7 protein-coding genes are annotated in these 4,356 nt (G+C 33.5%); all 7 read right to left on the bottom strand.

All coding sequences use genetic code 11. The features are described 5' to 3' along the window. Positions 1 to 282 (bottom strand): hypothetical protein (locus KO361_04360; GenBank protein MCC7574798.1); only part of this gene is annotated, 282 nt, incomplete at its 3' end. Beyond that, positions 275 to 547 (bottom strand): hypothetical protein, encoded by a 273-nt coding sequence (locus tag KO361_04355; GenBank protein ID MCC7574797.1) that lies wholly within the window; start codon positions 545 to 547, stop codon positions 275 to 277. The genes KO361_04360 and KO361_04355, both read right to left, overlap by 8 nt. Further along, entirely contained in the window at positions 534 to 911 is a 378-nt protein-coding gene (locus KO361_04350; protein MCC7574796.1) for a hemolysin XhlA family protein, read from the bottom strand. Before KO361_04350 ends, KO361_04355 begins: the two co-directional genes overlap by 14 nt. Next, positions 892 to 1,257: a hypothetical protein gene (locus tag KO361_04345; GenBank protein MCC7574795.1), complete on the bottom strand. Its 366-nt coding sequence runs from the start codon at positions 1,255 to 1,257 to the stop codon at positions 892 to 894. Before KO361_04345 ends, KO361_04350 begins: the two co-directional genes overlap by 20 nt. 16 nt (positions 1,258 to 1,273) lie before the next feature. Continuing rightward, the gene (locus KO361_04340; protein MCC7574794.1) at positions 1,274 to 2,059 is read right to left on the bottom strand and encodes a hypothetical protein; all 786 of its coding nucleotides are present in this window, start codon (positions 2,057 to 2,059) and stop codon (positions 1,274 to 1,276) included. A 2-nt stretch (positions 2,060 to 2,061) separates the two neighbouring features. Continuing rightward, a complete protein-coding gene (locus tag KO361_04335) occupies positions 2,062 to 3,567 on the bottom strand; it encodes a hypothetical protein (GenBank protein MCC7574793.1) in 1,506 nt (501 codons plus the stop codon). Next, positions 3,564 to 4,356: hypothetical protein (locus tag KO361_04330; GenBank protein ID MCC7574792.1), on the bottom strand; the 793-nt coding region annotated here is incomplete at its 5' end. The genes KO361_04335 and KO361_04330, both read right to left, overlap by 4 nt.

Genomic DNA, 4,356 nt, shown 5'->3' with positions numbered 1-4,356 from the left:
TTCCTCAACTTTGAAAGCTACTTCAATTGGTTTTAATCCTTTAATCCGAAAATCAATGGCATGTCCTATTCCATTTACATCTGTCAAATGAGGAGAATCCCAATATCCTCCAACTTCACGATTATAGCTTTCGCATCTTGCCCCTGAAGTGATGTTTATTTTCAATCCTGTCTTTTGTTCAAAATCCAAAATCCATTTCACAAGGTCATCACTTAATCGAGTCCCTGAACATACCCAGCATGGACATCTTGATTGTAAATAAATTTCTTCTTTTCTATTCATATTTGTCCCTCATATCTTCCCTGTGCCTTTCGTTAAAATAGAACGCTAACATTGTTCCCCAAGCCCCAAACTCAACTGTCAAAACTCCTAACCATGTATTGCATACATCTCTCCCAAAAACCCAGAGAATAAACGTTACTACCACCTGAATAAATAACAAAATCGTAAAAATGTTTAATATCGTTCTTCGCAAAATCAATTTTTCCCACTTGCCCATTATTCGATTAAGAGATTCAATTATTTCAATTAATCTACGCTCTATCATCTTTCCGAAAATTACCCGCTCTCTTGTATTGATATAAAATCAAGCCGCCTATAATTGTGGCTAAAATTCCCAAAAACCATTTATTAATTTGTTCAATATTGCAAATGACATTTTCTAAATTAGTAGTCTTGTTTTCTACAGTCGTTACCCTTTTTTCAAGAAGATTCAAGTCTGATTGAATAGACTTGAAATCAATTTTTAGTTCTCCAATGCTTGATTTGATATATTTTACATCTACACTAATTTCTGTTAGTAGCTTTTCCTGTTCTGACAATTCCTGACAATTCCCGCTACCAGTAAAATATACCCAAGTTGCTAATATAAAACCTATTATGATTACCCATTTAAGAAAGTTCCTCAACATAATCTAACTCCTTCCATACTGCTGCTCCTTCTGTGGCATCTACGCACTTCCAGATTCTTTCATCGTAAATCCATTCACTTCCTATTGCATACCCTTCGCCTGTATCGTCATCAACTGTCGGCTCTGCTACTGCTGAATAGTTACATTTTCTGACATTTGTCGCAACCGTTCCTACTGTTCCATCTGCCGGATAATTTCCATCTCCAAGTTTAGACTGCCCTACAATAATTGCAAGGTCTTCTAAAATTTGTCTTAATTCGTTTATGATATTTATTTCATCAACATAATCAGAAGTAGATACCCTGCCACTCCCTGCTGACTGTTGTGTAAAAAAATGATTAGCCATTTATTTTATCTCCTTTCTAAAGTACCCATTTATATTGATAGCAATTGACTGGGCAATCTTTAATGTAATTTAGAAATTTTTTTATAAAATAGGAGGAAATATAAATTGAATTTTGTGAATATTTTGTCGCTTTAAAACCTAAATTATTTAATTCCTTAATTAACCATTTCACATCCTTAATTAAAAATCCACAAGTACATAAAATTATATATGGTTTTATTGTTCTCTGTTTCCGTTGAATTAAGCTTCCATCTCCAATATACCATTGCCTACAGGTTAATGAAGTTAATCTTATATTTTTTGGTATTATCTTTTTGCCTTTAGGATACCATTGTTTATAAATATACATCAATTCTTTGTAAGAACGAGAATTATATTTATAGCAATAACTTTTTTGTTTTTTGTCATAATATTTTATTATTTTCCCCGATTGTTCTATCCCGAATGATTTTAAAGTATCAGATATATAATTTATGTATTCTTCATATTTCGAGCTATACCTAAATAATGCTGATAAATTATTAGATGGTAAATCACCCTTTTTAGCTGTAGTAGTTAAACATCCATCTCCTAAAAGCTCACCTTGAATCCATTCAATTGCTTCCTGAGATAATTTACAATGATTCACATTGCCTAAATGGATTGATTCACTAAGAGAACGAATTGGAATGTTAAACTTTTTTAACCAATACCATATAGTACAACAGCATACTCCACATAATCGGCTAATTTTAGCTTGTGATAATTCCTCATTCTGATATTTATTATATAACCATTCTTTGTTTCGATATTCATTTGCCATTTTTACACCTCCAATTCTATAGGTATTATAGTAGAGCCACCAGACTCAAATGTAGCCCCTATTTTTCTTATTTTTGCAAGGATATATTTTTTATAATTAATTTCTCCATTATTCTTAAATAAAGTAGCACCATTACCGTTCTCTTTAAAAAATAATTCTCCATTTGACAAATGTATAATATCTTCAACTTCAAAAGGTATTGGCATATCAATTTCAATATCCACTTTGAGTTTTATCTCTTGAAACCTGCTTAAATATAAATCGATTAATTCTCTGCATTTCTCTTTGGTTTGAATCAAGTGATTAGAAAGTGTTTCCGACCTTCTTCTCCCTGCCATATCTATAAATCCCTGTGCGGCTATTTTTTCACATTTAATTTCACTAATTACTGTCATATAATTTATCTGTTCATAGTCTGGATAAATATGGGTATCGTCTTCCCAATCAGGAATTGTAAAATCTGGGTAATCTTCTGTTATTTCAATTTCTCCACCTATATCACCATCTCCACCTATAATTTCATCTAATTCTTCTATATTGTGCATTACCACATAATCTTCCCAATAGTAATGTTCTCCCGGAATCAAATCCGAAATGAAAATAGTTTCTTCATATTCCCCTTCTTCCCAATAACCATCTTCAAAAACATCTATTTCGTTTTTAGCAGTTGTTCTTCCTCCCCTGACTCCTACTCTTGTTACAACATACCCTTCAGGAACTGTAAAGTTTATCGTTATTTCTGCTGTTCCATTTTCAGCTTCTGGCTCATCTTCTTCTGGTGTTATAACTTCCCCATTTAAGGTTGTAATGCTAACTTGCTCTCCAAGAGCTAATCCTAAACTATTTTTAGCTATGGCTTGTATTAAATAAGTATCGTTTTGCTTTAAATAAATTCCCAACCCTTCGCCGAAAAGACCGCCACCTAAAGTTCTTTCAAATTCTTCTAAATCAAAATTACCTTCTTCTACTGAATCCCGATAGAATGTCCCTGTCCAATAATAATCAACTACTGTGTAACCATCACCACCACCTAAAACCGTATGGCTTTCTACCCCTACCATAACTTCATAATCACCAAAACCTATAGAGATATAATCATCAACCCCAAATAAGTCGCCTTGATATTCCTTAATTATTCTAAAACCTCTTTCAGTAATATCGTTTGCACCCTTGTCTATTAATTCCCCATGTGCATTAATCATAGCAATTGAGTTCAATGCCAATTGATTATCCATAGCACCTGTGGTAACTGTTGGGACGTTTTTTATCCATTCACCTACATATTTTGTATCTACTTCATCATAACAGATTGCTCTAAACCACCAGATTGTTGTAGCTTCCCAATCTTCCTTGTCATTATCAAGATTATATAATTCGGAAACATCTAAATAATATTCCCCAGCTTCAAAACCTTCTTCGTTTTCTTCTAAAACTTCGGCAATTCCAGATTCATTCCCTGTTGGCTCTATTTCCTGAATTATATATTCAAATCCTCTTTTTGTTATCATTCTGCTACCTCTTCAATGTTGCCATATAATCTAATATTCGTATAAGCCCTACGGACTTCAGCTCTTAATTCAGCTCTTAATGTGGTTACATTATAAGGATTGATTGTAACAGTTACTCCATCTGTTGATGTATATCCGCCCTCATTTTCACAATAAGCATAAATATCATAATCAAACCCTGCTGGCAATTCACCTAATTCCATAGAAAAACTGCCAACTCCAAAACTACCTTCTTCCTCGTAATCTTTCCAAGCGTCTACCCACCAACCAGAAGAAGGATAATAAGTCGAGTAATAATCCCAACCTAATTCATCAAAAAATGTTTCCAATTCATCTTTTTCTGCTGTCGATAATTCGGCTTGACTGAATACTGCGGAAAATCCTCTTGTATCGCAATTTGAACATCTTATATTTGTGATTTCTGCCTCTGCTGATATATTCCCATTAGGCAATACTGTAATTTGGAGATTATCTATCTCCGGGCGTTCTGTCCAAGTAATTATTATTTCCGGGAGATAGGGAGCTGACCACGAGCCGTCTGTCATTCTTATTGTTCTTTCAATTGCTTCACCTTCAACATCTTTCAGCATTCTCAACATTAACCTTATATCTTCTTTTGGGTAAGTGTTCAAATCACTTATAAATTCTTCATCTGTTATAAGGTCACCATCGATATATATAGGGTCATTACCGTCAAACCCCTTATCGGATAAGTCAAATTCATTAACTGTTTCATAATTATCCTCATTGAAATCTCCAGCTTGCGTAGGGTAATGAGGATAAATTAAT

The organism is Candidatus Woesearchaeota archaeon (genome assembly GCA_020854775.1).
Classification (GTDB): Archaea; Nanobdellota; Nanobdellia; order Woesearchaeales; family 21-14-0-10-32-9; genus 21-14-0-10-32-9.
The sequence above is the reverse complement of the archived record's forward strand: the minus strand, read 5'-3'. Positions and strand labels throughout refer to the sequence as shown.

Coding starts and splice junctions, on each gene's coding strand:
- KO361_04355 (MCC7574797.1), bottom strand. CDS start 547: ATGATAGAGCGTAGATTAATTGAAATAATTGAATCTCTTAATCGAATA.
- KO361_04350 (MCC7574796.1), bottom strand. CDS start 911: ATGTTGAGGAACTTTCTTAAATGGGTAATCATAATAGGTTTTATATTA.
- KO361_04345 (MCC7574795.1), bottom strand. CDS start 1,257: ATGGCTAATCATTTTTTTACACAACAGTCAGCAGGGAGTGGCAGGGTA.
- KO361_04340 (MCC7574794.1), bottom strand. CDS start 2,059: ATGGCAAATGAATATCGAAACAAAGAATGGTTATATAATAAATATCAG.
- KO361_04335 (MCC7574793.1), bottom strand. CDS start 3,567: ATGATAACAAAAAGAGGATTTGAATATATAATTCAGGAAATAGAGCCA.